The sequence below is a fragment of the Gracilimonas tropica DSM 19535 genome (assembly GCF_000375425.1).
GTDB lineage: Bacteria > Bacteroidota > Rhodothermia > Balneolales > Balneolaceae > Gracilimonas > Gracilimonas tropica.
Genome location: NZ_AQXG01000002.1, coordinates 420,025 through 445,613, shown reverse-complemented (window position 1 = coordinate 445,613; position 25,589 = coordinate 420,025). Strand labels below are relative to the sequence as shown.

The 25,589-nt window shown below is 43.2% G+C and carries 18 protein-coding genes and 1 tRNA gene; 9 read left to right on the top strand and 10 right to left on the bottom strand.

The window, feature by feature from the left end; translation table 11 throughout:
* The first annotated feature begins 13 nt into the window (after positions 1–13).
* The 6 genes from B151_RS0105600 (at position 14) to B151_RS0105575 (ending at position 6,253) form a co-directional block, all read left to right on the top strand.
* Positions 14–301 (top strand): nucleotidyltransferase family protein, encoded by a 288-nt coding sequence (locus B151_RS0105600; RefSeq protein WP_020402628.1) that lies wholly within the window; start codon positions 14–16, stop codon positions 299–301.
* The gene (locus B151_RS0105595; protein ID WP_020402627.1) at positions 291–632 is read left to right on the top strand and encodes a HepT-like ribonuclease domain-containing protein; all 342 of its coding nucleotides are present in this window, start codon (positions 291–293) and stop codon (positions 630–632) included. Before B151_RS0105600 ends, B151_RS0105595 begins: the two co-directional genes overlap by 11 nt.
* A 90-nt stretch (positions 633–722) precedes the next feature.
* Entirely contained in the window at positions 723–1,994 is a 1,272-nt protein-coding gene (locus B151_RS0105590; protein WP_020402626.1) for an acetyl-CoA hydrolase/transferase family protein, read from the top strand.
* 416 nt (positions 1,995–2,410) lie between these two features.
* Positions 2,411–4,648 (top strand): phosphoribosylformylglycinamidine synthase subunit PurL, encoded by a 2,238-nt coding sequence (purL, locus tag B151_RS0105585; RefSeq protein ID WP_020402625.1) that lies wholly within the window; start codon positions 2,411–2,413, stop codon positions 4,646–4,648.
* Positions 4,649–4,913: 265 nt separating this feature from the next.
* Positions 4,914–5,468, top strand: coding sequence for a hypothetical protein (locus B151_RS18085; RefSeq protein ID WP_020402623.1), 555 nt, complete (start codon positions 4,914–4,916; stop codon positions 5,466–5,468).
* Positions 5,469–5,533: 65 nt separating this feature from the next.
* Entirely contained in the window at positions 5,534–6,253 is a 720-nt protein-coding gene (locus B151_RS0105575) for an SDR family oxidoreductase (RefSeq protein WP_020402622.1), read from the top strand.
* A gap of 84 nt (positions 6,254–6,337) precedes the next feature.
* Here B151_RS0105575 and lat read toward each other — a convergent pair whose 3' ends face one another.
* A complete protein-coding gene (gene lat / locus B151_RS0105565) occupies positions 6,338–7,675 on the bottom strand; it encodes an L-lysine 6-transaminase (RefSeq protein ID WP_245550360.1) in 1,338 nt (445 codons plus the stop codon).
* A gap of 248 nt (positions 7,676–7,923) precedes the next feature.
* On the bottom strand, positions 7,924–9,186 hold the full coding sequence (gene rocD / locus B151_RS0105555) for an ornithine--oxo-acid transaminase (protein ID WP_020402620.1): 1,263 nt from the start codon (positions 9,184–9,186) through the stop codon (positions 7,924–7,926).
* Between the two features lie 120 nt (positions 9,187–9,306).
* Between rocD and B151_RS0105550 the strand changes: the two genes are divergently transcribed.
* Together B151_RS0105550 and B151_RS20430 are read left to right on the top strand one after the other, a co-directional pair.
* Positions 9,307–9,379 (top strand) — tRNA-Met (locus B151_RS0105550).
* Positions 9,380–9,454: 75 nt separating this feature from the next.
* Positions 9,455–9,709, top strand: a complete 255-nt coding sequence (locus B151_RS20430) for a GIY-YIG nuclease family protein (RefSeq protein ID WP_020402619.1) — start codon at positions 9,455–9,457, stop codon at positions 9,707–9,709.
* A gap of 333 nt (positions 9,710–10,042) precedes the next feature.
* On the opposite strand, the gene B151_RS0105540 is transcribed toward B151_RS20430, so the two are convergent.
* From B151_RS0105540 to B151_RS0105505, 8 genes are all read right to left on the bottom strand, one after another.
* A complete protein-coding gene (locus B151_RS0105540; RefSeq protein ID WP_020402618.1) occupies positions 10,043–11,437 on the bottom strand; it encodes a RagB/SusD family nutrient uptake outer membrane protein in 1,395 nt (464 codons plus the stop codon).
* A gap of 12 nt (positions 11,438–11,449) precedes the next feature.
* The gene (locus B151_RS0105535) at positions 11,450–14,494 is read right to left on the bottom strand and encodes a SusC/RagA family TonB-linked outer membrane protein (RefSeq protein ID WP_083909870.1); all 3,045 of its coding nucleotides are present in this window, start codon (positions 14,492–14,494) and stop codon (positions 11,450–11,452) included.
* Positions 14,495–14,655: 161 nt separating this feature from the next.
* Positions 14,656–16,086 carry a GWxTD domain-containing protein gene (locus B151_RS0105530; RefSeq protein ID WP_020402616.1) on the bottom strand — a complete coding sequence of 477 codons (1,431 nt, stop codon included), beginning with the start codon at positions 16,084–16,086 and terminating at the stop codon, positions 14,656–14,658.
* Positions 16,087–16,105: 19 nt separating this feature from the next.
* On the bottom strand, positions 16,106–17,542 hold the full coding sequence (locus tag B151_RS0105525) for a GWxTD domain-containing protein (protein ID WP_020402615.1): 1,437 nt from the start codon (positions 17,540–17,542) through the stop codon (positions 16,106–16,108).
* A 204-nt stretch (positions 17,543–17,746) separates the two neighbouring features.
* On the bottom strand, positions 17,747–19,225 hold the full coding sequence (locus B151_RS0105520) for a SusD/RagB family nutrient-binding outer membrane lipoprotein (protein WP_020402614.1): 1,479 nt from the start codon (positions 19,223–19,225) through the stop codon (positions 17,747–17,749).
* Positions 19,226–19,239: 14 nt separating this feature from the next.
* Complete coding sequence (locus B151_RS0105515; RefSeq protein ID WP_083909869.1) at positions 19,240–21,696, bottom strand: TonB-dependent receptor domain-containing protein; 2,457 nt, start codon at positions 21,694–21,696, stop codon at positions 19,240–19,242.
* A complete protein-coding gene (locus tag B151_RS0105510; protein WP_026166507.1) occupies positions 21,633–22,517 on the bottom strand; it encodes a carboxypeptidase-like regulatory domain-containing protein in 885 nt (294 codons plus the stop codon). Before B151_RS0105510 ends, B151_RS0105515 begins: the two co-directional genes overlap by 64 nt.
* 91 nt (positions 22,518–22,608) lie before the next feature.
* On the bottom strand, positions 22,609–24,036 hold the full coding sequence (locus B151_RS0105505) for a GWxTD domain-containing protein (protein WP_020402613.1): 1,428 nt from the start codon (positions 24,034–24,036) through the stop codon (positions 22,609–22,611).
* A gap of 101 nt (positions 24,037–24,137) precedes the next feature.
* Between B151_RS0105505 and pyk the strand changes: the two genes are divergently transcribed.
* Positions 24,138–25,571: a pyruvate kinase gene (gene pyk / locus B151_RS0105500; protein ID WP_020402612.1), complete on the top strand. Its 1,434-nt coding sequence runs from the start codon at positions 24,138–24,140 to the stop codon at positions 25,569–25,571.
* Positions 25,572–25,589: the final 18 nt, after the last annotated feature.

Sequence of the window (25,589 nt, the reverse complement as noted above, 5' to 3'; positions counted from 1 at the left end):
GATATCTTATGGCATGAAAAGAGAAGAAATCTATATCACCATAAAAAAATACTTTGAGGGAAAGCCGGTGAAAAGAGTATCCATTTTTGGCTCCTATGCTACCGAAAAAGAAGGAGCAGAATCAGATTTGGATATATTGATTGAACTAAAGCATCCGGTTGGGTTGATGGAATTATCGAGGTACAAAAATGATCTTCAGGATCAACTTGGTTTAAATGTGGATATAGGGACTGAGTTAGGACTTTCTGTTGATGCAATCAATAAGGTGCAGGAAGAAGCTAAAGTTATATATGAAGTATGATAGAAAAGACTTTGAAAGGCTCAATCATATATATGAGGCAATTTTAGCTGTTCAGGAGTTTACAGAGAATGTAAATGAAGTAGAGTTCAGAAATAGTGCATTGATACAATCTGCTGTTATTAGGCAGTTTGAAATTACTGGTGAAGCCGCCTCAAATATTTCTACTTCCACTAAAGAAAAATACTCTGAAGTTGAATGGCGAATTATAAAAGATTTCAGAAATATATTGATCCATGAATATTTTCGGGTTGATGCTTCCGAAGTCTGGTATTCCATAAAGTTTGACATTCCCGATTTAAAGATTCAGATAAAATCAATTTTGTCATTATAGAATTGAGGTACAAATCACATTCCCCTCTTTAAGAAAAATTCATAATGCTTCGTTATCATCGGTTCAAACCAAAAAAATTATTGAAGTACTATGAGTAAGTATGTGACGGCGGCGGAAGCGGTGAAGGAAATTAAATCGGGCGATCGGGTTTTTGTACATGGAGTTTCGGCCACACCTGTGCAGCTCATTCAGGCGATGACGGACCGGCATGCCGAGCTTAATGATGTGGAAGTGATCCATTTGCATACGGAAGGTCCGGCACCTTATGCCGCTCCGGAATACAAGGACAGTTTTTTTGTGAATGCTTTGTTTGTTGGTGCAAACGTGCGGAAAGCAGTAAATGAAGGCCGGGGAGATTACGTTCCGGTTTTTTTGAGTGAGGTTCCAAATCTCTTTCGTCACGGAATTCTGCCGCTTGATGTAGCGCTTATCCATGTTTCTCCTCCTGATGATCACGGATTTTGCTCATTGGGTGTTTCTGTGGATGCTGCGGTAGCTGCAGCTCAAACTGCTAAATATGTAATCGCCCAAGTGAACCCAAATATGCCCCGAACGCATGGTGATGGACAAATTCACATAAATAAAATTAATGCGTTGGTGGAAGTTGAAGATGCACTTCCTGAGCAGATCGTACCGGAACCCAATAAAGCTGAGTTGAAGATCGGACAGTATTGTGCGGGTTTGATTGATGACGGCGCAACTCTGCAGATGGGCATAGGAGCCATCCCAAATGCGGTATTAAAAAGCCTGGCCAACCACAAAAATCTGGGTGTACATACCGAAATGTTTTCCGATGGGGTGATCGAGCTGGTGGAAAATGGAGTGATTAACGGAATGAATAAGAAAATTCATCCCGGCAAAGTGGTCAGTGGTTTTGTGATGGGCTCCCGAAAGACGTACGATTTCATCGACGACAATCCCTCCGTGGCCATGCTGGATATCGCCTATATCAATGACACGGCCGTGATCCGGCGCAATCCTAAAGTGACAGCTATTAACAGCGCAGTGGAGGTCGATCTTACCGGGCAGGTTTGTGCAGATTCCATCGGAACATATCATTACTCGGGTGTGGGGGGACAAATGGATTTTATTCGCGGAGCCTCACTATCACCGGGAGGAAAACCGATCATCGCTTTGCCTTCAACTACCAACAAGGGAATCAGTCGAATTGTCCCATTTCTAAAACAAGGAGCGGGAGTAGTGACAACCCGTGCCCACGTGCATTATGTTGTGACGGAATATGGAGTTGCGAATTTATATGGAAAGAATTTAGGTCAGCGTGCCAAAGCTCTGGTAGAAATTGCGCATCCGGATCACAGGGAGGATTTAGAACAGGCAGTCTTTGAGCGGTTTCGTGGCTAAAGGTACAACGGCTCGCTGAGCCGATTTTGGTGGAAACACCATCGTTGACTTAGTCCGGCACGGTCCTCCCCGGAAGTAATGAGCAGGCTCATTCTTCCTGTCCCTCCAAAGGGACACAGGTTCTCGGCCTAGGCAATAGGGTTTGCTTAAAGTGATATTGTTTGTATTAGAAAGAACCTATCTCTCTTTGGAGAGAGACAGGATTTAGCTTTGCTATAATCAGAGAGAGGGGCGTGGGTTAATTCAGGCTCATAAACCTTTATAACCACTCCAAAACTGAAGCCTGATAGCTGAAAGCTGATCGCTCAAAACTCAAATCCAATTAGAGCCTTTTCCCAAATAATCGTACCTTCTGTTCCGTCTTAACTCATCCGGAATTTTACGCCCGGATCAACCCCAATTTCCAACATTCAACAATGTCAGCGAACCTTACTCCAGACCCGGAAGTTACCCTTGAACTTGCTCTCGAACACGGACTCACAGAAGAAGAATATGAAATGATCCTGTCCCGGCTTGGTAGGACTCCGACCTTTACTGAATTGGGTGTGTATTCTGTGATGTGGAGTGAACACTGCTCCTACAAAAACTCCATCGTAGAGCTTAAAAAACTGCCCTCTGAGGGAGAGAATTTATTGGTAGGAGCCGGAGAAGAAAACGCCGGATTAGTGGACCTGGGAGATGGACTTGGATGTGCTTTTAAAATTGAAAGTCATAATCATCCTTCAGCTATTGAGCCGTATCAGGGTGCTGCTACGGGTGTTGGTGGCATTCATCGCGACATCTTTACCATGGGAGCCCGTCCGGTAGCCAGTTTGAATTCGCTTCGATTTGGATCTATGGAAAATCCCCGAGTTCGCTATCTGCTGGATGGTGTAGTTCGCGGAATTGGCGATTATGGAAACTCCTTTGGCGTTCCGGTCATTGCCGGCGAAGTGGTTTTTGATGAAAGTTATGAAGGCAATCCGCTCGTAAATGCCATGAGTATCGGACTGGTGAAAGAAGGGGAAACGGCTTCTGCCATTGCTGAAGGAATTGGAAACCCGGTGATCATTGTAGGAGCCAGCACCGGTCGAGATGGAATTCATGGGGCCACGTTTGCCTCCGAAGAGATCAGCGAAGAAAGTGACGCAAAACGTCCCAGCGTTCAGGTGGGAGATCCGTTTACAGAGAAATTATTGCTGGAAGCCAGTTTGGAAGTGTTGAAAACCGGCGCCGTTGTTGGAATGCAGGATATGGGCGCGGCTGGAATTGCGTGCTCTTCTTCCGAAATGACAGCCAAAGGCGGACAGGGAATGCGCATAGATCTCGATAAAGTACCGGCGCGGGAAGATGGCATGACGGCTTACGAATTGCTGCTTTCCGAAAGTCAGGAGCGCATGTTGATCGTAGCGGAAAAAGGCCGCGAACAGGAGATTATTGATGTGTATGAGAAATGGGATCTTCACGGCGTGGTGATCGGGGAAGTAGTAGAAGGTGATAAAGTCACCTATTGGAAAGATGGCGAGATCAAAGCTGAAATTCCGGCCGAGCATTTAGTGCTGGGCGGCGGTGCCCCACAGTATATCCGTGAAACCAAAAAGCCGGCTTACCTGGATGAAGTACAGAAGTTTGATACAAACTCTTTGGATCATCCCTCGGATCAAACCGAAACGCTTAAGAAATTATTGAACTCACCCAACATTGCATCCAAGCGATGGGTACATGAACAGTACGATACCACGGTTCGAACCAATACGGTGACGCCTCCCGGAGCATCCGATTCCGGGGTGATTCGCATCAAAGGAAGCAAGAAAGGGCTGGTGGCTAAGACTGATTGCAACGGACGATATGTGTATCTGAACCCTCGCAAAGGCGGACAGATTGCCGTGGCAGAATCAGCCCGAAATGTTGTTTGTTCCGGTGCCAAGCCTATGGCCATTACCAACTGCCTGAACTTTGGGAATCCCTATAAACCGGAAGTCTATTGGACCTTCAAGGAAGCTTTGGGTGGAATGGGGGACGCTTGTCGTGCGCTGAATACACCTGTAACCGGTGGAAATGTGAGCTTTTACAATGAAAATCCCAACAGTGCTATCTTCCCGTCTCCGATCATTGGAATGTTAGGGGTGATAGAGGATGTGGAGAAACATGTCACTACACCTGCGTTTAAAAATGAAGGCGATATTGTGCTTTACATTGGTGCTGAACGAAAAGGATTAGGCGGTTCCGAATATCTGAAAGTGATCCACGGTCTGACTACCGGAGACGCTCCGGAATTGGATCTCGATTTTGAAGTAAAACTACAAACGGCATTACTCACCGCTATTCAAACAGGATTGGTTACAGCTGCACATGATATTTCGGATGGGGGATTAGCTACCACTCTCACTGAGATGGCGATCTTCGGTAAGAAAGGAGCCGAGCTTTCCCTGGAAACGTTAGCCGGCTCACCCCACGAAGTGTTGTTTAGCGAAGCACAATCCGGAGTGGTGATTACTATTCCGGCAGCTGAATTGCAGCGTGTAAAAGATCACTTTGAAAAATCTGAAGTGCCGATTTATGAACTGGGTGTGGTGAAAGGTGATACGCTGAAGATCAAAGATCTGGTTTCAATATCAGTTTCTGAATCGGAAGAGATTTATGAGAGTGTGATTCCAAAGGCGATGGAAGTATAGTTCATGAGACAGATTGCACTCGATTCTCACTCTGGATTATAGCTAAAGCTAAATCTGTCTCTCTCCGAACCTTAGGTTCTTTGCCAATTGGTTGAAATCTATCCTCTGGAACAGAATGGAATTGTGGCTGGGGGCTGTGTCCCTTTGGAGGGACAGCAAGAACAAACTTGTTTGTAGCTTGCGGGGAAGATAGTAGTTGATTAATCAGCAACTTATTCGGGAATTTTTCGATATTGATAAGTGAACCTTCACAAATTCAAGCATTATGAAAGTCCTTCCTCTCTATATACTGTCTTTGCTGTTACTAACATCAGCTTGTCAAAAACAAGAAGCGCAAGAACCCTTTGAAGAATCACTAACCAGCGAACTGGAGATCGAGCCGGAAGCTTATTTTGATTTTTGGCTGGGCGGATGGGAAGTGACCTGGGAAGAGGCTAACGGGGATACAGGGCGCGGCACCAACTTCATTGAAAAAACGCTGGATGGAAAAGTGATTCAGGAGAATTTCAGGGTGAATCACGGACAGATGGAAGGTTTCATGGGGACCAGCATTTCAGTCTATAACCCACGGACTAATACCTGGAAACAGGCGTGGGCCGACAATCAGGGCGGATATTTTGATTTTACGGGCAAAGTGGACGGGACCAAAAGGATCTTTCAGACAGAAATCAGGGAGATAGGGGAAGATACCTTATTTACTCAGCGAATGGTGTTTTACGACATTACCAATGATTCTTTGAAATGGGACTGGGAATCGTCGGTGGATGGAGGGAAAAGCTGGAATTTGAACTGGCGGATCAACTACAAAAAAGTAGACTGACAGGAACGAAATTTTAGCTAATCAGCTTCTATGATGTGACTATTCATCAAGAAAGACGTTACATCATGAAAGGTAAAATCGTACTGATCGTCGGAGGTTCCGGCGGAATCGGATCAGCAACGGCGAAACGATTAGGTAAAGAAGGAGCTAAGGTCATATTAGCAGCTCGAAATAAAGCTAAGGCTGAAGAAATAGCCAAAGAGATCAACGATAATGGAGGAGAAGCTTTTGCCATTGAAACGGACGCTACCAATCCCCGGGCCGTTGAGCGGATGGCTTCAGAAATCGAAAACCAGCTCGGAAAAATTGATGTGCTCATTAACGCATTCGGACAGGGAATCATCCAGCCGTTCATGGATATCGATCCAGCCGATGCCAAAGAAATTATTGATGTGAATGTGTATGGCACCTTTTTGGTCACCCAAACCGTAATGAAGCACATGAAAGAAGATGAGCCGACTTCCGTGGTTATGTTTCCCGGAACCATGGGCAAATATGTGATGAAAAATGCCTCTGTTTATGCCGCTTCCAAATTTGCTATTCAGGGATTTACCAAAGCCTTGGTTGAAGAGCAGCGTCGAGGTAAAACTAAATTCTCCCTTCTTTATTTAGGTGGAGTAGATACTGCTTTTTGGGATGACGACAGAGTAAACATGCGCGTCAAAAAAGACATGATGCTTTCGCCCGAAGAAGTCGCGGATGCCGTTTTCTATGCGGTAAATCAGCCAACGGGTTCGGTGATGAATGAGATCGTTATTCAGCCGGAAAGTCATCAGTTGGTATAATCAAGGAATCTGCGAAAATCAGCGTTTAATCTGTGCTTATCTGCTTGAAAAACTTTTTTATTCTCGCTGAGTTTCGCAGTTTTTTTAGCTTGCCACCGGACAATCATCCAGGCATTTTTTATAAGCTTTTTCGAGGATGTCGAGCCCTTCATCAATCTGTTCTTGAGTGATAGTGAGCGGGGGACGGAATCTTACGGTGTTGGGGCCGCAAGAAAGGATCATCAACCCATTATTTACACATTCTTTGATGACAGCATCACGGGAATGACCGTCCGGCAGGTCAATCGCACAGAACAAACCTTTTCCGCGCGGATTGGTGAAATACTCGTGTTTATCAGCCAATGCCTCTAATCTGCTTTGAAGATAACTTCCAACCTTGGCTGCATTCTCAACCAGATTTTCTTCTTCGATTACATCCAGGATTCTTCCAAAGCGAACCATATCAACCAGGTTTCCACCCCAGGTAGAATTGATGCGGGATGAAACGTGGAAGCAGTTGGTTTTAACATCATCTACGCGTTTACCGGCTAAGATTCCACAAACCTGTGCTTTTTTGCCAAAGGCCAAAATATCAGGCTTCACATAATGCTCGTGTGCCCAGAATTTTCCGGTCATGCCTACTCCGGTTTGAACCTCATCATAAATAAGAAGTGCTTCATGTTTGTTGGCCAAATCACGAAGTGCCTGGTGGAATTCGAGGCGGAAATGCCGGTCGCCGCCTTCTCCCTGGATAGGCTCAATCAAGATCCCTGCGATATCGTCTTTATAAATCTCGAAGAAACGCTCTGCCTGGGCAATAGCTAATTTTTCCTGAGCTTCCGTCTCTGCAATATTCTCGTTGGTTGCAGGGAAGGTCATGGCCGGACTGATCACCCGTGGCCAGTCAAATTTTGGGAAGTATTTTACTTTATCAGGAACGGTGTTGGTTACAGAGAGTGTGTAACCGGAACGACCATGAAAAGCTTTTTCAAAGTGGAGAATTTTATGTCCTTTTTCCTGTCGATATCCTTTTTCAAAATTCTTCTGCACCTTCCAGTCGAATGCAACTTTCATCGCATTCTCTACTGCAAGAGCTCCGCCTGAAATGAAAAAAGAATAGGGCATGTAATCAGGAATTCCCACGCGATCAAAAGACTCCATGAACTCCGCCATATCTTTGGTGTAGATGTCGGAGTTGGATGGTTTGTTGATGGCCACACGTGCCAACTTCTGCACAAAATCTTCATCCTGAGCCAGCTTAGGGTGATTCATTCCCAACGGATTGGAAGCAAAAAAGGTAAAGAAGTCGAGATAACGCTTGCCTGATTTTGAATCATAAAGATATGGCCCTTCACTTTCTTCAAGATCGAGTACCATTTCATAACCATCGGTAAGCATGTGTTTTCCTAAAACAGACCGAACCTGTTCCGGGCTAATTGTCATCTTATCTCGCATAACCATCTCCAACTTATATGTGTAATTTTATTTTAGTGAAGCTACCAAATCAACTTGAGTGCCTCAATAGCGTTTAAATTCACTAAAGTTAAAAATAGATATTTCTTGTCCTTTTGTTGAGCGGAGAAAAACCTATTTACCGTGAGTTCGATATAATATCTCTGAAGGGGCATTCCTGCTTTTGCCGGCAAAGGCAGAGATGACTACAAAGGAATAGTTTTATCTCGAACTGAATGTTATTTATCAAAACCTTCTATGGTCTTTCGGATGATTTTTACGCATTCTGAGAGTTGTTCTTTGGTCATAACAAGGGGAGGGGCAAAACGGATGATGTTTCCGTGCGTTGGTTTTGCAAGCAATCCATTATCCTTTAGGGATACACAAAATTTCCAGGCGGTATCACTCTCGGGGGTATCATTGATAATGACGGCATTCAGTAAACCCTTTCCTCTCACTTTTACGAAAAGGTCGAACTCATCAACTAACTTTTGCATCTCTGAACGAAATTTTGCTCCTAATTTCCGGGCATTTTGAGCCAAATGTTCGTCTTTGACCACTTCAAGTGCAGAAATAGCCACCTTGCAAGCCAGGGGATTCCCTCCATAGGTTGAACCGTGCTGTCCCGGTTTGATTACATCCATGACGGGGTCATCGGCCAAGACCGCTGATACCGGGTATGCTCCTCCGGAAAGTGCTTTACCCAAAATGAGGATGTCAGGTTTGGTATAGGTTGCTTGACGCTCACAGTGTCCCCCGCAACTACAATTTCCACATACGGCAAGTAGACTTCCGGTTCTTGCAATGCCGGTCTGAATTTCATCCGCTATGAACAATACGTTATTAGTTCGGCACAATTCGGCCATTTTAGGGATATAATCATCATCAGGAACTACGACTCCGGCCTCGCCCTGAATCGGTTCGGCCAATACACCGGCTATATTTGGTTGTTTAAGTGCTTCCTCGAGTGCTTTCAGATCGTTATATGGGATCTTGATGAACCCGGGCGTATAGGGCCCAAAATTTTTGCGTGCATCAGGATCATTAGAAAACGAGATTACGGTAGTAGTACGGCCATGGAAGTTATTTTCCAGCACTATGATCTGCGCTTCTTGCTCAGGAATCCCTTTTTTCTCATAAGCCCATTTTCGACAAATTTTGATGGCGGTCTCCACTCCCTCGGCCCCGGTATTCATGGGTAATACCTTGTCAAACCCGAAGTATTCCGTTACGTATTTTTCATACTCGCCCAATACATTGTTGTAGAAGGCCCTGGATGTAAGGCAAAGCGTTGATGCCTGATCTGTAAGCGCTTTGGTGATCTTTGGATGACAGTGTCCCTGGTTTACAGCAGAGTAAGCAGACAGGAAATCATAGTACTTATTGCCTTCAGGATCCCAAACGTGAACACCTTCTCCTTTGGCCAACACCACCGGTAGCGGGTGGTAGTTATGTGCTCCGTATTGATCTTCCAATTCAATGGCTTTCTTTGATGAAATCATATTTTACCTGCTTAAATTTTTGTTCGAAAATAGCAAAAGCCTCAAACAAGATTTTAAAAAATAAATCTGAAATTTGTCTTGATATCGGGGGGAGTTTACCCGTATATTTAAAGCCTTCACCGCGGGGTGGAGCAGCTGGTAGCTCGTCGGGCTCATAACCCGAAGGTCGCAGGTTCGAATCCTGCCCCCGCCACTACTTAAAGGCTTCTTGATTCAGTTCAGGAAGCCTTTTTTTTATCCAAAATAGAATGGATTGGGGTAATTAATTATGTTCACTGTCTATGCACTATATTCGCTGAAATATGAGAAAATTTATGTAGGATATACTTCTAATTTAGAACAACGACTATTGTCTCATAATAAATTGGGCAAGAAAGGATGGACGATTAAGTTCAGACCGTGGGAGGTCGTTTTTACGGAAGAGTTTGAGACGAAAAAGCAAGCGATGAAAAGGGAGTCGCAATTAAAGTCTGCACAGGGACGGGAATATGTATGGAAATGTGTCCATGAAAAATTTGGCTAGCTCGTCGGGCTCTTATCCGCCGGCTGGCGGACGCAGGTTCGAATCTGCACGTCACTTTAAAAGCTCTCTGATCCAGTTCAGAGGGCTTTTTTTATGCTCTTCAAACTATTCTGGCAAAGAATAGAAACCTGTACCTCCTATAACTACAATTTGACGTTTTATTGCGGTGTAATTACCCAATGTTAGTTAGACAGATAAGCTGAGAAGAGCAGTAGACTTACAGAGAACTCATTCTTAAAAGAAGAGGATAAAATAAATAGATTGGAAGAGGGAGAAATAAAAAAAGCCCTCACCGAAAGATGAGGGCTTTAAAATTATCCACAACTAAAAAAATTAGTTGGTGTAATAAGGGTTTTGATCCATACTAGAGTTTGCATCCATTTCAGCCTGAGGAATTGGCAACACAAACATTTGATCTCCAAATGGAATTGGACCGTTTGTCATGAAATTAACTCCTCTACCAGGAACGCTAACATATGGTATGTTAAGCTCGTGACGGGCAAGGTCAAATAAACGGTGACCTTCAAATGCGAGCTCTAAACGTCGTTCAGCTAGTACATCAGCAATGACTTGTGCTTGAGTTCCATATGTATAAGGATCATTTACACCTCTTGCAGTAGAAAGTGTATTGATCATGTCAACGGCCTCAATCAGGTCAGCAGCTCCACCTCTACGTGCTAGAGCTTCCGCTTTATTAAGCCATACTTCAGCAAAACGGATGATACGAGTGTTGTCAGAACCAAGTTCATCAACATATTTTCCGCTGATACGGATAGTATCACCTTCAACGCTAAATAAATCCAAACGAGCATCATTAGGATCATAGGCATCGTAAAGGTCTTGAGTTGCTTCAACATCACCGTAGTTAGTGTCACGATAAATTCGAGCAAGGCTATTATTACCAACATTATTGGTAGAAGTGAAACCCATTTCGAAAATCGCATTTGGTCCAGATCCGGATGCCCAAGCTGCAGCTAAATTAGCAGCAGAAACAGGAGTGTATCCGGGAAGGATAGCGTCTGCAGCTGCAATTGCTGCGTCAAACTCAGCAGTATATAGATAATAACGTGACTGAAGAGCTTTTACGGCGGTATGATTCATAAATACCGGGTTTCCTGCATCCAAAGAAGGATCCATAAGCGTTGCAGCTTGCTCGAAATCAGCTCCGATCTTATTCCAGATGTCAGCTACGGGTTCACGAGCAGGGAGCAAGTTTCCTTCATTGTAAGTAGTAATGTAAGGAATACCAAGCGTTCCACCTGAAAATTGCTGACCGAAGTTCAGCAGAAGTTGCATGTGGGCAAAAGCTCTAATAGCATAAGCCTGCCCTTTTGCGTAATCAACAGCAGGTGTTGATTCCAGTTCGGCGCCAATTGCAATGTTAGCTGCAGCTATTGCCTCATAGAAGTCATCCCAAATAGTTTCTGCATATCCACTGTTTTCAGTGAAGTTAAACTGGGATTGAACGATGAATCGTCCTGAATTCTGGTTAGAAAAAGCATTGTCGGACATTGCTTCTGGTCCGGCAACAAAATCTCGTCCGTATAACCCGGTTGAATTCATGAAATCATGAGCACCGAGTACTACAGAATTTAAGTCATCAATGGACTGGATAGCTGTATCTGTGGGCTTGTTCTGATCTACAGAAGGCTCCAAAAAGTCACTACAACCAGTACTTATTCCTGCTACAACGAGCAGTGCTAGTGTAAGTTTAAAAATATTCTTCATTGTCATTATTCCTTAAAAGTTAACTTTAACACCGAAAGTAACAGACTTCAGTGGGGCAGCTTGTAAGCTGGTGAAACCACTGGCTTGAACTTCAGGGTCGTAATTGAGTTCATCGTCAAATACGTAAGTCCATAGGTTCTGTCCTACAAAGTATACGGTAGCTGATTTCAGACCGATTTCTTGCAGGTATTTAGCCGGTACATTATAACCGATGTTTACAGTTTTCAATCTCAGATAGTCTCCATCATATAAGAATCGAGAAGATCCGCTGTTAGAATTAAGGTTACCACCTAACAATGGACGAGGGTTAGGAGCATCTGTGTTTTCAGGTGTCCAGTAATCTGCTTGTCTGGCATATTGACCAAAAGCAGAACCGAAAGCACCATCAGATCTCATGTAAAATGCCCAGTTGTCATATACTTTGTTTCCAAATGAATAATACAAGTTTGCACTTGCGTAGAAATTCATGAAATCAAAGCGGGTGTTAACACCACCAAAAGTAGTTGGAAGCGCATTTGCACCTTGATAATAGCGCTCAGCTTCGTTGTAGTTATTGGTAGTAGCTGTTTCAGTTTCATCGGTGTACCACAGTGGATCTCCATTTTCAGGATCAACTCCGGCCCATCCGCGCATATACCATGCATTCACTTCGTAGCCTCTAACAGCAGTATATCGGGTTCCGGTAGTGATTTCGATATCTTCACCATTACCGTCTTGTGGAAGGTCGGTTACTTCGTTCTTGATGTTACTGAAGTTACCACCAATGTTCCATTTGAAGTCGCGGGTACGAACAACGTCAACATTAGCTTCGATCTCAATACCTTGGTTGTACAGTTCACCAATATTTTGGGTTTGAGAATTGTGCCCGGTTGTTCTTGAAAGTGGAACGTTGAAAAGAAGGTCTTTACTGTCTTTTCTAAAGAAAGTAACACCACCTGAAACTCTTTCTAATACTTCAAATTCCAAACCAAGATCAACAGAATTAGCTGTTTCCCAGGTCAGGTTTCGGTTACCTAAGTTTGAAGGTTGAATAGAAGAGATATCGTAATAACTACCAAATCCAACCGTAGCTTGGTATTGATTCAGACCTACACCTGAGTTACCTGTTTTACCATAAGAAGCACGAACCTTCAGGTAGTTCAGGAAGTCAAGATCTTGCATGAATTCTTCCTCTGTGATAACATATCCAAGTCCAAGAGACCAGAAAGTTCCCCAACGCTCATCTTCTGCGAAGCGAGAGTTTCCTTCATAGCGCAAGCTGGCATCCGCATAGATCTTGCCCTGGAAACCGTAATTCACAAGTCCGGTGAAAGACTGAACAGCCCAGTCGGTTGTAGAAGAACCTACAAACTGAGGAGAAGCAACAGTGTTCAGGTTATACAAGCCTGGAGCGGCAATACCTTCACCATAAGCTTCCAGGTAGTAGTTGTAGTTACGCTGGCTTTCAGAAATACCTTTAAAAGTAAAGTTATGATCTGAATTAGGTACCCAGATGTAACTCAAAACATTTTGCCATACATAGTTGAAGTTACGGGTACTGATATCATCTACAGAACCGCTTACGTCATCAGAGTCTCCGTAGAATACATCGTTGTAATATTTTTCTTCGGTCTCAAGATAATCCGCAGCAAAACGAGTAGTAAACATCAGGTTTTCGGCGATATTTACATCAATTTTGGTGTTATTACGGATTCTATAGTTTCTTTTACGATCAATATCATTAGCCTGAACATATACAGGGTTAAAAATATTGGTGCTTAAGTTATTGATGTTTGGAGTTCCATCATCATTATAAGCACGGTCAATAGGCTTCATAAAATATTCGGCCAAAACAGGGCTACCGAAGTAACCGGCACCTTCAAGAATACCGTCTTGCTCAACAAATGAACCGTTGAAGCTGTTTTGGATACGAACACGATCATCCAATCTGTGGGAGACATCCAGACTACCACTGATTCGATCCAGCTGAGAACCAATAACCTGACCTTCCTGTCCAAAAATTCCGGCAGAAGCATAGAAATTAGTTACGTCATTACCGCCACGGGCAGAGATGTTGTATTCTTGTTGAACAGCATCTTCATTCCGAACAACTTCTCCCCAGTCAGTATCAGTTTCGCCATCCCAACCACTGGTACCAATGTATTGATCAACAGCGGCACGTGTATTAGGAAGTCCAAAACCAGATTCTAAGTAATTACCTGCAGCTGTGTAATACAAAGCATCCCAAGCTTCAGCACCCATTGGTGTTTCGCCTTCTACAGCACGGCTGTTAAAACCACGCTGAGCAGAAACAGAATAGGTTGTAGAACCTGAGCGTCCCTGCTTAGTTGTGATTACAACTACACCGTTGGTACCACGGGCACCGTAAGGAGCAGTAGAAGCAGCATCTTTAAGGATAGTGATAGACTCAATATCGCTTGAGCTTAGGTTAGCCAATACTCCCAGAGAACTGGTTGCACCGGAAGCGGCATTATTTCCGTTGATAACAGGAACACCATCAATAACAAATAATGGGTCAGTATCAGCATTTACAGAACTAATACCACGAATACGGATCTGCTGAACCGCACCTGGAGTACCGGTAGAGGAAGTAACAACAACACCGGCAGCGTTACCCTGAAGGGCTTGGTCAACAGATGCAACAGGTACGCTTTCAAGTGCTTCAGAGGAAACAGAAGAAACCGTTCCGGTAAATGCCTGTCGGTCAATAGTACCAAAACCGGTTACAACTACTTCGTCAAGACCTACAAGGTCTACAGAAAGTTGAGCATCGAGGGTCGTAGTACCTGATCCAATTTCAATATCTTGTTCAAATGTTTGGTATCCAACGTATGAGATACTAACAGTGTACGTGCCAGAAGGAATATCATTAATCGTGTATTCACCATCAATGTTGGTCTGTGCACCTCTTTGAATAGATTCAATGTAAACAGTAGCACCAATTAAGGCTTCTCCTGTTTCAGCGTCGGTGACCTCACCTGTCAATGTACCGCTTTGTGCATAAGCACTAACAGACATAAACATGGCGAGAGCCATGAATAGTAGCTTTTTAAACATAGTAGCTTTGATTTTAATTAAAGGGTTAGTGAGAATGAATAGGTAAATAACTTTAAACAGTTAATTTACGTTCATTCACGTATCAAACAGTATCTAATATGAAAAGTTTGTCTCTTAAAAACAAAGCAGAAATAAAATATTTACAAGTCAGATTTGAAGGGTTATTGACTTAAATAAATAATGGAACCGTCTTTCCAGGACTGTATTTGCCGATATTGTAAGCCGAAAAAGTCATCTGATCGCTCTAACTGGAAATTATGGAAGGGAAATTTATTATTTCCAAATCTCGGATCATCGAAGTAAAAGCCGCGTTCTTCCACTCCGGTATCAAAATCGTAGAACCATGTCATCTCACCAAACCCCTCGTCAACGTATAAAGGAGGCCCAAAAAGGATATAGATCATCCCGGGATCCGTTTTCCAGCCTTCTTTGAAGTTACTGAACTGCTTGTTGGCTTCCTCAACCCGCTCATAGTAAAGCCTGATGATCTCCCGTGCTTTGGGGGCATTTTTAATATTTCCTAACCAGAAATTATCGATGGCTTTTTTCAAAGAGTCGGCGTTCTTGATCGCCAAAAGGTCATTATATTCTGATTCATTCATCAAATAGTAGAGAGGCCGGGCAAGTTCAAAAGATGATTTTACTTGCGGGTAATTTTCGCTTTTAATACCAAAATCTCTGACTTCGTAGAGCGTCTTTGCTGAGGGTTGTTTCACGGATACTTCAAAACGGTAATTTCCGCGGGGCAGCTCCGTGTAGGTGTTCTCAATGGTGACGCTGCCCGGTGAATTCAAGATTCGCTTGGTAGATTGAATGGTTTCTGACCTTGTATAATCAAGTCCTTTTTTTACGAGGGAAGAATTTCGGTGTTCCCGCCCGCTCATGGACCGAGCCGGATCGAGATCTGCCGTAAAACGCACGAGTTTTAGTTCAACTTCCGTGGGTTTGTCAGCTTCTCCATTCAAAAGTTGGAAGGAAAACTTCAGGGAATCATATCCCATGTTTACATTGTAGCCATTCACTGCCACAAAATCAGCATCCGGGGATGGTTTGTGAAAGAAACGAACCTGGCTTACCGCAGTTTCATCAGAATCAGGGTCTGGGATATGGATTTTTCGCTTTCTGATGGTTGACTTTCCGGAGTGAAGATCGGTGATCTTCAAATTGATATTATAGTCGCCGGGCGGAATATTATAGGTAAGTTGTCGGTATATGGTGTTCTGTTCATAATATTTTGTGTCAGGACTTTTACCAAGCAAAATTTGATACATATCGCTGACTACAGGTGGGGCATCATCAGGGGTGATCTCTGCCCAAATTTCAATGCGACTGATCAGCGAATCTTGTTGATTCTTATATATAAGGCTGTTTTCCTGAATGGAAAGAAACAAAATGGCCTGGGTTTGCTGATCTTCGGTAATATTGGAAGAAGCATTTAGTGTAATGAAGGGCAGGCCCGGAACAACGGTCTCCTCTGAGCCTATATCTGCTTTACCGGAGTAACTGGATGAACAGGAAGTGCCTAAAAACCCTAATAGTAACAGGATTATGAATTGGAATTGGAACGGAATATGTTCGGGGCGAGAAACCATTCAACAGCCAATGATATAATTAGAGGTTAGTACTTAATATAGTTCCGGATCTCCATCTCTCAGTTTGCCGATAATAAATGGTATGGTAGTATGAGCTTCTTTGGAGGATAAAATGATAAAAAGGATAAAACTCATTTTTGAGTTTGGGCTGAACAAATAGAAAATTTCGTTCTGGATCTTCCTGATTATAGGAATAGGACCAAAGCATCTGATCAGAGAAATGATCGTTGTAAAGGGGCGGGCCGAATAAGATGTAGATCATTCCGGTATCGGTTTTCCAGCCTTCCTTAAAATTGGAGAATTGTTTATTGGCTTCTTCAACCCGCTGATAATATTGAGATATGACGTTTTTAGCCATATTTGAATTTTGAACATTGGATAGCCAAAACCGGTCAATGGCATTTTTCAATTCTTTCGGGTCTTCATGAGACATCAATTCTTCATACTCTTTGTCATCCATGAGATAATAAAGTGGCCGTGCCAGTTCTTCCGGTGTTTTTAGGGAAGGATAATTTTCACTTTTGATGCCAAAGTCACGGGCTTTGAAGAGCTCGTTGTCTTCATCGGTTTCTGATCTTACTTCCAGCCGGTAGTTTCCCCGGGGCAGATCTGAAAAGGAGAGCTCAATGATCACACTTCCGGTTTGTTCCAGTATCCGGGAAGATTGCTGGATTACATCGTACTTATTATAGTCGATACCCAGGTATTGAATGCTTGAACTTGAATAGTTATTGAACGACATAGGCCGTGCAATGGAAGTATCGGAGCGGAATTTAAGCAACCTCGAGGTGATCTCGATAGGGGCATCCGGTTTACTATTGGTTACCTGGAAAACAAACTTCAGAGAATCTATTCGTGAAGGTATATCATAAGTGGTGGCTTGATTGAAAGGGGCTTGTTCGTTGGATGTATTTTTTCCAAGTACCCGTATTTCTGTTATATGAGAGATTTGGTCGGAGGGATCCGGTATCTCGGTTTGAAGGGTTTGAAGAGAGCGCTTGTTTGATTTTTGATCTGTTACAATAATCTGGATTTCATATTTCCCGGGTTCAACTTCAAATATTTCTTCAAAGCGATAAACATCCTGATTATTTGTGATACTGGTGTTTTGTGCTTGTATCCGGTCTTCAATTACCCGCTTTTTATATGGAGAGCTATTATCAGAAGCCTCTCTGACTAATATTTCAACGGTAAAGTTCGCCTCATAGGATGAGGTTCCGTTATCCGTATATATAAGGCTGCCTTTCACCAAATCTCCTGATACAATAATTACAGGGGTGTTATCCTCTCTGATCTGTCCGGAAGCAGCGGCTCGCAATTCAGGATGCCCGGGGCGATAGTTATATCCAAGGCCTCGGTCAATGTCTTCAATATATTCGTTATTGCAGCCTGTAGATATAAGAAGCAGGGAAAGGAGGGTGAAAGAGAAAAAGATCTTGTAATAATTGTATTTCATAAATCCCTTTAAAATAAAAAATGACGTTTGGGAACACTTGCAGCCAAAAGTAAGGAATGTGTAGTTAAGGAGTTCCTGCCACTTAAACTAACTGCGAATCATTAACCTGCTAACAATGAATTTATTATTGGTTAGAAGGTAGAAGAAAATAAAAAAGGCCGACTTAAAAAAGCCGGCCTTCTTTTCAAATGAATAAATATTCATTTAGTCAATATCCCACCAGAAGCGAGAAGTGTTACTATCTTGACCTGGGGTCAACATGTTCACACCTGCATTATAAGCTTCAGTATTTACACCGGCTTCATCAGCAGGATATAAATATCTTCTTGGGATATTACCATTGTTCAATGGTTCAGCTGCTGGAGTCAGAGTAGGAATACCTGTTCTTCTCCATTCGCTCCAGGCATCATGTCCATTTGGAAACAGGGCTACCCATTTCTCTTCACGGATCACTTGCAAGGCACCTTCTGTACCGTAATCGATCACACGATTGGTTACATAGTTAGTGGCTTCAGCTTCCAGACTTCCATCTCCAACAAAGTGAGCATCCAGTGTTTCAAAGGATTTGTTGACTCCTTCCTGAAACATGTCTGCGGGCACTTCACTAGTCCAGCCTAATTCTGCAGCTTCTGCACGGTTGAGATAAGTATAGGCGGCAGTCATATATGGGAAGGGAGCATCAGGAGCTTTGATAGCAGAACTAATGGCTGCATATGTTCCTGAAGTACTTTCATATCCATATGGACGACCGGCTAAGCTGGTGTCTGAAGAAAACAGAACTAATCGCTCATCATAAGTAGTATTGGAATATCCAATAGTACCGGTATTTCCGGATTCACCACTTAATGCATCTACGAAAGGTGCAGAAAGAGAGTAGTCAGCACCACGGAAGTTGGAGTAAGGGTTGGTTGCTCCGGAAACATTCTGATGCTGATACCAGAATTCATCAGCGACTTCCTCAATCGGACCTGCTGAATGATTCAAGGCAGCAGAAAACTCCGTTGCAGCAAAACCACTGGCTCCTGGAAACTTCTTAGTGAGCTGCATAGAAAGTGACATGATGAAAGAGTTGGCAAATTTTTGCCATTTGGTTACATCACCACCATATACAACATCACCGGTAGGACCGGGAAGGTTTGCATCCAGCATATCACGAGCTGTTTTAGCTCGGGCAATCAGGTCACGGTAAATAGTTTCCTGACCGGTATATGCAGGGGTAAGGTTTTCTTCACCTAAAGCGCCTTCATAAGGAACCGGACCAAAAGAATCGGTAACTCGTTTCCAGATGAGTACACTCATCAGTTCAGCCACACCAATCTGATTAGTCGGTGCACCGTATACAGTCACAGAAATAGGTACTTCATCCTGTGAGTTGATATCTACTACTTTTTTCAGGTTACTCAATGTTTGCACATAGTAGCCTGTCCACGTTGATGGCGCCTCATTATAACGAGACTCATCGGTGTATACATTCTGAGACTGATACTGAACATACAGGGTAGGCCGGGCAACATACTCTCGACCACCGAGTGTAAAAAACCGGTTCATAGCACCGGCCATCAAGGCTTGTGCATCGGCTTGTGTTACAGCATCGTCATCTACGTTTGTGTCTCCAAAGTCTACGTTTTCACAGCCATAAAAGCCGATGAAAAGCAGCGGGAGTAATATTAATAGTTTCTTCATGATTCTGTAAATGATTAAAAGGTTAGTCTTACGTTGAAACCGAAGCTTCGGGTACCCGGAAGCTGTCCGTTCTCACCATATACCTGAGACATTTCAGATGGATCCCATCCGTGTACGTTGTCGTCAGATACGGCGATCAGCCACACGTTACGTGCAATGACTCCAACAGAAGCGGAATTAAAGAATCCGCCAATGATTCGGTCAGGCAGATTGTAAGACAAGCTTAGTTCACGCAGCTTAACATAGCTGGCATCATGAATAAATGGTTCAGCAAGACGGTTTGAGTACCACTGACCGTAGTAATTCAGGGCCGGTACGTACATGTCTACATTATTACCATTAGCATCAACACCGGTTACATGTACACCACCGCCATCGGCAACAGCATCACGTTTCGGGTTTCCTTTATCATTAAGCCCGGCTGTTTCTTCCAATAGTCCGGAGTAGTAACCCCACTGCTCAGAGAGTGAGAAGAACTGTCCGCCTTTCTGGAAGTCAATAGAAGCGGTAAGGCTTAAACCTTTATAAGCAAAGGTGTTTAGAATACCACCGGTGAAGTCAGGTAGTACAGAACCAAAGAATTGGTTTTGTTCTACGGCATAGGTTCCGTTTGGATTGATGATCTTGTTACCATTCTCATCACGGGCAAAACCTGCGCCTCGAAGCTGTCCCCACTCTTCATTGAGTTTGTGGGTTACAAAAACAAAGTCGAAAGCCTGGCTCGTATTCAAGTCATAAGTATCTAATCCCTGAGGAAGAGCGGTTACAATAGTAGAGTTTTGTGCCCAGTTAACCGTTACATCCCAAAGGAAATCTTCGGTTTGAACAGGGGCGCCCTGAAGGGTCAACTCAATACCTTCACGCTCGGAAGTACCGGCGTTTGTAAGGTAATTTTGTGCACCGTTTGTACTTGAAAGAGAAACAGGGATGATCTCATCCTTACGAGTCTCATTGTAATATGTAGCATTGAATGCAATACGGTCATCAAGGAATCGAAGATCAAATCCGGTCTCGAACGAAGAGTTCAAGGCAGGCTTGATGTTTGGATCGATGAACGTATTATCAGTGAACAACAATGGTACACTGCTTCCTGTGATTGGGTTAGAATACGGGTTACTGGAAAGAGCGAAAGCACTGTTAATAGATTCAGCACCTACGTCGTTACCTGCCTGTGCCCAACCTGCACGGAACTTACCGTAAGACAGGATATCGTTATCGATCAGCTCACTAAATACGAAAGAAGCACCAATAGATGGGTAGCCATATCCGTTATTGTCAGCAGGAAGTGCAGAACTCCAGTCCTGACGGAAAGAACCATCAAGATAAATGAAATCCTGGTAACCAATGCTTGCCTTAGCGAATACGGAGTAAACTTTTTTCTCCCAGTCGGTAGCAACCGGAGTGATCTGCTCAGCAGAGTTGGCAAATGAATAAACATCAGGGATGATCAATCCACCACTCTGGAAGTTACCGGTGCTCATATCAGCATTAAAGCGGTTATAATTTTCGAAGCGAAGATTACCACCAACAAATGCATCTACGTTGAAATCATCGAAATTACTGCGATAGTTCAAACGACCGTCAAAGTTAGTTTCCTGACGTTCGTCTTTCCAAACACCAAAGCTGTTAACATAGTAGTTATAGAAATCACTACTGTTTGCAGCTGAGTAATCAATGTTATAAGGAATATAGTACTCGCGAGTGTAGTTACGACGATCCGTATTGGCAGCAGCAGATAGTTCAAGTTCATTACTGATCTGATAGCTTGCTTCTGCATTCATGATAAGGTTGTCGGTCTGACGGTTGATATCATACTGGCTGGTCCAAGTATATGGGTTGAACCAGAAAGTAGCTTTTTGATATCCGTCATCATCTCCACCATATGGGTAAAGATTTGGTCCCCACCAGTTCCAGGATGCATAGTAACCATCCGGGGTAGTAAGGTTTTTAAGTTCTCGCATTTTGCTCATGTCCAGGTTACGTGCAAACCATGAGTTGAAAGAACCGGATGTGTTATTACCATAACCGTCAGAATAAACGTCTCCGTTAACACTTTGTGTGGTGAAATTCACATTTGCACCTACGTTAAAGTCTTCTGATACGTCGTAGTTAAACCGACCGCTCAAAAAGTGCTTATCTAAGTTAGAGTAAGGTATGATACCGTTCTGAGCAAGGTTGGTGTAGGCAATACGGCCGGAATAGCTGTTATTATAAATATTTACAGCAATACCCGCTTTGTTGGCAACACCGGTGTCATAGAAGTCTTTGATATTATTTTCTTGTGCTTCGTATGGAACGGTTTCTCCATAATAAGGGCTGTCCGGGAACCATGAATACCATGGGGCATAAGGCTGTCCGTCAAATTTTGGACCCCAGCTTTCATCAGCATAAGAGGAAGAAATAAATCTCACTCCATCAAGATCCTGAAAATAAGAAGGGTGGAGGTGTTGTCGTAGTTGAACGTAGACCATTCACCTTCGCCACTATAACCCTGGCCATATTCGTTTTGGTAGTTAGGCAGGTAAGCAACCTGATCAAAAGTAAGGGAGTTGGTCAACTCAACACTTACACCGGATCGGTTAGCTCGTTTTGTAGAGATCAAAACCACACCTGATTCACCACGCTGTCCGTAAAGAGCAGTAGCGTTAGGGCCTTTAAGAACGTTAATGTCAGCCACATTATTCATGTCGATGGCATTAGGGTCGTTCACAGGAACACCGTCAACTACGTACAGGGGCTCAGCGAGTTCATTGGTGAGTGAAATAGCACCACGAATACGGATACTACCAAAATCACCAAGCTTAGAACCGGCCTGTCCGGCGATCTGTACACCGGCAACTTTACCGGCAAGACCTGTTTTTACGTTAATATCCTGGGTTACGTTTAGCTTTTCAGCATCTACCGTTTGTGTTGCGAAGGTTACGGCACGCTCGTTGGTTTCCTGCCCAAGGGCGGTAACCACAAACTCACCGATTCCGAGAACGTCCTCGGAAAGTGCAACGTCAACAGTAAGTGTCCCTGATCCAACTTCGATTTCTTCTTCGAAAGTTTGGTAACCAACAAAAGAAACCCGCAGGGTATAAGTACCGGCAGGAACATTGTCGATCTCAAAGGTTCCATCAATATCTGATGGGGTACCTCGATTCAGTTCAACGATTTGTACAGTAGTACCAATTAACGGCTCTCCCGTATTGGCATCAGTAACTGTACCTGTAACGGTTCCACTCTGGGCATATGTAGTAGCACATAATATGAACCCAAAGAGGAATGTTGTAAGTAGCTTTTTCAACATATTTACCTCGTTTGATTGATTGTTTATAAGGAATGTGAATATTAATTATATAAGGTAAGAGAAACAAATTTTAACATTCAGCTTGGAACGATCAAATGTTCCGGCTAATGATGTTTCCTGAAAGCCATAATTCCCGGATCCGATACTCAATTCTGAAGTACATATTATTTCTTTGTAATACATAATGATCGAAGGGATAAAAGTCTGTTTTTGTTTTGGAACTCCTGAAGTAATAGGTGTACTCCGGATCCTCTTCATTGAATTTATAGGACCATCTGACCGTTCTCAATCGTTGGTAGGTATCCAGAGGAGGGCCAAATAGAATGTAAATCATGCCTCGGTCAGTTTTCCATCCTTCCTTAAAATTTGAGAAAAGTTTATTGGCTTCTTCCACTCGCTGGTAATATAAAGAGATCACATTCTTTGCCAGTGCGGCATTTTGAATGTTTTCGAGCCAAAAGCGGTCTATTGCTGCTTTCAGTGAATCGTCCGATTGAATAGCCATCATTTTTTCATGATCCTTGTCTTTCATCAAATACACGAGTGGAGCGGCTAATTCCCGGGGCGTTTTTACAGAAGGGTAGTTTTCGCTTTTAATGGAAAAGTCCCTTGCTTTATACAATGGCCCTTTTTCAGGCAGAGCAGTACCCACCTCAAAGCGATAGTTTCCCCGATCAAGATTTTTAAATACAAATTCAACTGTCACATTTCCGGGTCGATTTATCTGCCTTTGTGTGCTTTGAATAATTTCAAAGTCTCTGTAGTCTATACCTTTATGCTCAATACTTGATGCTGATGGATTGGTGAAACTCATTGGCAGGCCAACCGTTGTATCTGCATTAAATTTTAAGAGTCTTGCCTGAAAATTAATCGACTTTTCCGGATCGCTGTTGGTTACCTGGAATTCGAATCTCAGGCTATCAGCTGCTGAGCTTACATCATAAGTAGTAACCGGGAAAAACCCTCGACTGTTATCCTCATGCTTGCTGAGCAGCCGAATATTAGTAATGTTAGTAACATTATTATTGGTATTTGGAATGAAAGCTTCAGCTTTCCGGACTGTTGATTTCTTTGAAGATTTATCCGTGGCCGATACCGCTACAATGTATTCACCGGGTTGTGCATCAAACTCTCTTTCAAACATATACAGGTCATTCGAAAATACACTGGTATTTAAATCCTTAGTGACATCTATCTCAAAAGTGGAAGACCGAACTTGGTCAACCGTTGTATTTCTGATCTCAAATAACAAGGAGACGTCAGCGATTAGCTCCCCATCTCTTTGTTTGAAGATTAAACTATTATGAGGAATGGTCCCTGCAATTTTGATCTTAGATTGTCCTTCAGGAGTTATGAACCCGGCAATTTCAATGCGCAATTCCGGAAATCCGGGTTGGTAAGCATAGTCTCCTCCACGCTTCACATCTTCTATGTAAGAATTGGAGCAACCGGCCAAAAAAAACGAAATAAATACGGTTGCCAGCAAATATGTAGAGAAGTTTTGAAAGACTTTGATCATAAGACCTCGATATTTAAAAAATCATTTCACAATGATTGCCACATTTAACCTATCTTTAGCAACATTGTGAAATCACTTACTCAATTAAATAAACACTCTTTATGATATCTGCAAGGCGCCGTACAAAAATTGTATGCACCATCGGTCCGAGTTGTAATACCCAGGAAAAAATTGAAGACCTCCTGCTTCATGGCATGAATGTCGCCAGGGTTAATTTTTCTCATGGCAGCCATAAGGATCATGCCAAGGTCATCCGACATATTCGTAATGCTGCTGAGAAGTTTCAATACAGCGTACCTGTGCTGATGGACCTGCAGGGTCCTAAGATTCGGGTTGGAAAGATGAAAGAAGGAGGTCAGCAGCTTGAGACAGGTTCTACCATAAAAATTACAGGAGAGGATGTTGAAGGCACTTCTTCCGTAATTCCTATCGATTATAAAAATCTGCTTCACGAAGCGGAAGTCGGAAATTCGATCTTATTGGATGACGGACTCCTTGAGTTCAAGGTTACGGATAAAAAGCCTGATTCGTTAGAAGCAAAAGTTGTGGTAGGAGGATTGCTTAAATCCAGAAAGGGAGTGAACTTGCCAAATGTGCGTATTTCAATCCCTGCCTTAACGGAAAAAGATCTTAAAGATCTTGAATTTGGGATCAAACAAGATGTGGATCTTATTGCTCTTTCTTTTGTGAGATCAGCAAAGGATGTAAGAGATATAATTTCTCGTGTGCGCGCAGCAGGGAGTCAGGCAGGTATCATCGCCAAAATTGAAAAACCGGAGGCACTGGAAGTGATTGATGAGATCATTGAGGAGGCAGACGGAATTATGGTGGCACGCGGAGATCTTGGTATTGAGATTCCAACAGAAGAAGTGCCCATTGTGCAAAAAATGATCATCGAAAAATGCCGTATGGCCGGTAAGCCGGTGATAACCGCTACACAAATGCTGGATTCCATGATCAATAATCCACGTCCTACAAGAGCGGAGAGTTCGGATGTTGCTAATGCCGTATTAGACGGAACAGATGCCGTCATGCTTTCCGGAGAAACAGCTGCGGGTAAATACCCCATGGAAGCAGTTAATGTAATGGACAGAATTTGCCGGATGATCGAGGAAAAAAGGCCACAATTATATAATAGCCTTGAATACCGGAAACCTGAATGGAAGGAAAAACAGATCATTGAGTCGCTGGCCTTCTCTTGTGTAAGCATTTCAGACAATGTAGAAGCAAAAGCCATCAGTACGATTACTCATTCAGGGAGCACAGCCCGCAGAATTGCCAAGTTCAGGCCCAAAGTGCCGATTGTTGCTTTTACCGAAAGCCTGAAAGTACGCAGGCAATTGAATTTGGTTTGGGGGGTTTATTCGGTTAGGTTAGATGAGCTTTTTGACACAGATAAAAGCGTCAAAATGATGGAGCAATATTTGAAAGATAATGGGATGGTAAAATCCGGTGACCGGGTGATCGTTGCTACCGGAATGCCTATTGCAAAACGCGGCCGCACCAATATGATAAAAGTAAGTACGATTGAGTAACTCGATTCGTTAATTACC

Coding starts and splice junctions, on each gene's coding strand:
- B151_RS0105515 (WP_083909869.1), bottom strand. CDS start 21,696: ATGGTCTACGTTCAACTACGACAACACCTCCACCCTTCTTATTTTCAG.
- B151_RS0105505 (WP_020402613.1), bottom strand. CDS start 24,036: ATGATCAAAGTCTTTCAAAACTTCTCTACATATTTGCTGGCAACCGTA.
- B151_RS0105535 (WP_083909870.1), bottom strand. CDS start 14,494: ATGTTTAAAAAGCTACTATTCATGGCTCTCGCCATGTTTATGTCTGTT.
- B151_RS0105540 (WP_020402618.1), bottom strand. CDS start 11,437: ATGAAGAATATTTTTAAACTTACACTAGCACTGCTCGTTGTAGCAGGA.
- B151_RS0105595 (WP_020402627.1), top strand. CDS start 291: ATGAAGTATGATAGAAAAGACTTTGAAAGGCTCAATCATATATATGAG.
- lat (WP_245550360.1), bottom strand. CDS start 7,675: ATGACAATTAGCCCGGAACAGGTTCGGTCTGTTTTAGGAAAACACATG.
- B151_RS0105530 (WP_020402616.1), bottom strand. CDS start 16,086: ATGGTTTCTCGCCCCGAACATATTCCGTTCCAATTCCAATTCATAATC.
- purL (WP_020402625.1), top strand. CDS start 2,411: ATGTCAGCGAACCTTACTCCAGACCCGGAAGTTACCCTTGAACTTGCT.
- B151_RS0105600 (WP_020402628.1), top strand. CDS start 14: ATGAAAAGAGAAGAAATCTATATCACCATAAAAAAATACTTTGAGGGA.
- B151_RS20430 (WP_020402619.1), top strand. CDS start 9,455: ATGTTCACTGTCTATGCACTATATTCGCTGAAATATGAGAAAATTTAT.
- pyk (WP_020402612.1), top strand. CDS start 24,138: ATGATATCTGCAAGGCGCCGTACAAAAATTGTATGCACCATCGGTCCG.
- B151_RS0105525 (WP_020402615.1), bottom strand. CDS start 17,542: ATGAAATACAATTATTACAAGATCTTTTTCTCTTTCACCCTCCTTTCC.
- B151_RS18085 (WP_020402623.1), top strand. CDS start 4,914: ATGAAAGTCCTTCCTCTCTATATACTGTCTTTGCTGTTACTAACATCA.
- B151_RS0105590 (WP_020402626.1), top strand. CDS start 723: ATGAGTAAGTATGTGACGGCGGCGGAAGCGGTGAAGGAAATTAAATCG.
- B151_RS0105575 (WP_020402622.1), top strand. CDS start 5,534: ATGAAAGGTAAAATCGTACTGATCGTCGGAGGTTCCGGCGGAATCGGA.
- B151_RS0105520 (WP_020402614.1), bottom strand. CDS start 19,225: ATGAAGAAACTATTAATATTACTCCCGCTGCTTTTCATCGGCTTTTAT.
- B151_RS0105510 (WP_026166507.1), bottom strand. CDS start 22,517: ATGTTGAAAAAGCTACTTACAACATTCCTCTTTGGGTTCATATTATGT.
- rocD (WP_020402620.1), bottom strand. CDS start 9,186: ATGATTTCATCAAAGAAAGCCATTGAATTGGAAGATCAATACGGAGCA.